The organism is Blautia intestinihominis, assembly GCF_040096655.1.
GTDB classification, from domain to species: Bacteria; Bacillota; Clostridia; order Lachnospirales; family Lachnospiraceae; genus Blautia_A; species Blautia_A intestinihominis.
Genome location: NZ_JBBMEI010000167.1, coordinates 1 through 1,863, shown reverse-complemented (window position 1 = coordinate 1,863; position 1,863 = coordinate 1). Strand labels below are relative to the sequence as shown.

Below are 1,863 nucleotides of genomic sequence, written 5' to 3'. Positions count from 1 at the left end.
AGCAAAGAAAAAGGAGGAACACACAGAATGAATTTTGAATTTATGACGATAGACACACCATTGCCGCCCTGTATGCCCTTTCCCAGAGCGTTGACAGGATTTCCAGTCAGCAGCACCGCAAAGGTCATGTACTGCCGGATGTTGGACGCTATGCTATCCAAAGGGCAGGAGGACGAAAACGGAATCCTGTTTGTCTGCTTCCCTGTCACAGCCATTGCCGCAGTCCTGTCCCGCAGTCCCATGACGGTCAAGCGTTCTCTGAATGAACTGGAAATCGCCGGACTTATCATGCGGGTGCGTCAGGGCGTGGGAGAACCCAGCAGAATTTATGTGCTGATACCGGGAAAGGAGGACGCTGCCCTTGCCTGATACCTCAAAGCTGGAAAAGCTCAACCGGGAGCTGGAGAAAAGCGAAAAGAAACTGCGGAAAGCCATCAATGATGAAAAGGCATTGCAGCACCAGTTAAAGCAGCTTACCCGAAAGGAACGGACGCACCGGCTCTGTACCCGTGGCGGTATGCTGGAAAGTTTTCTGCAAGAGCCGGAACGCCTGACAGATGATGATGTCATGCTGTTATTGAAACTCATTTTTCACAGGCAGGACACGCAGGAACTATTGAAAAAACTGCTGGAACGGAAGAAGCCGGAAACCCCTTAGTTTACTAAGGGCGCAATTATACACCACCCAGAGGTTGGTGCATTGCGTTCTCCGAAGGCTCCTCACCGGAGGGCTGTGATTTTCCGCAGTCATGGTCTGCTCCAAATCAAACAGGGGACGCTACGCTTCCCCTGCGCTGGCTGCCGCCAGCTACCCTTTTGTGGACTTGCCATCTGGGGACACCTTGCGTTGCAAGTTGTTCCCAGCCGACAAGTTTTACAAAATCTCTCTATACTTTGACGGTCGAATAAAGTATAATGAAGTCAACGACTAATCGGAAGTTCAATGTGAGGAAAATTAGATGAAGAAAAAGTCTTATTGGTTAAGTATTAGTGTGTTCGTATTGATACTGATATGGACGGTTTATTATTATGCAATGCAGTACACAGGAGGATTTGCAGACTTAAAGGACTCTATTGTTTGTGGGATTGTAGGTTTGATATGTATCGTATTTATCGTGAAAAGAACTATTGACTTTTTGAAAAACAAAAAATCGTAAAATTCAAGTTTGCCACCCACACATCGGGTCAACTTGTCCCGAACTTTTACAGCTAAATATCCGCCGCCTTCACAGCGGCACACCGAGCAGGAAATCTGAAAAAGGTCTCCTGCTTTTTTTCTGCCAAAATGAGGTGGTAAAACGCCACCCCATCCACCAATTACCGAAAGGAGGGACACGAAATGCCCTGCCCACACAACGAAATCACGATTGTTCAGCGCAGCCAGCGACAGTCTGCGGTTGCCGCCGCTGCTTACCAAAGCGGCGAAAAGCTGTTCTGTGAATACGACCAGCAAGTGAAGCACTACCCGGAAAAGCGTGGTATTGTCCACAATGAAATTCTGCTCCCGGCAAACGCCCCACGGTCGTATGCAGACCGCAATACCTTATGGAACGCCGCCGAAGCGGTGGAGAAGCAATGGAACTCTCAGCTTGCAAGGCGGTGGGTGCTTACCATCCCCAGAGAAATACCGCCTGACCAGTACGCTGTCCTTGTCCGGGAGTTCTGCCAGCAGCAGTTTGTTTCCAAAGGCATGATTGTTGATTTTGCCATCCATGACCCCCATCCGCCGGGACACAATCCCCACGCCCATGTCATGCTCACTATGAGGGCAATGGACGAACATGGAAAATGGCTTCCCAAGAGCCGCAAGGTTTATGACCTTGACGAAAACGGGGAACGGATAAAACTTCCGTCCGGCAGATG

Annotated in this window: 3 protein-coding genes; all 3 read left to right on the top strand. The window is 49.5% G+C overall.

The genetic code is table 11. The features are described 5' to 3' along the window. Positions 1-27: 27 nt before the first annotated feature. The gene (locus WMO75_RS19445) at positions 28-369 is read left to right on the top strand and encodes a replication initiator protein A (RefSeq protein ID WP_227616426.1); all 342 of its coding nucleotides are present in this window, start codon (positions 28-30) and stop codon (positions 367-369) included. Then, complete coding sequence (locus WMO75_RS19440; protein ID WP_097786106.1) at positions 362-658, top strand: DUF3847 domain-containing protein; 297 nt, start codon at positions 362-364, stop codon at positions 656-658. The genes WMO75_RS19445 and WMO75_RS19440 overlap by 8 nt, the downstream gene beginning before the upstream one ends. A gap of 681 nt (positions 659-1,339) precedes the next feature. Next, positions 1,340-1,863, top strand: a 524-nt coding sequence (gene mobQ / locus WMO75_RS19435; RefSeq protein ID WP_349078835.1) for a MobQ family relaxase, incomplete at its 3' end; no start/stop codon positions are given.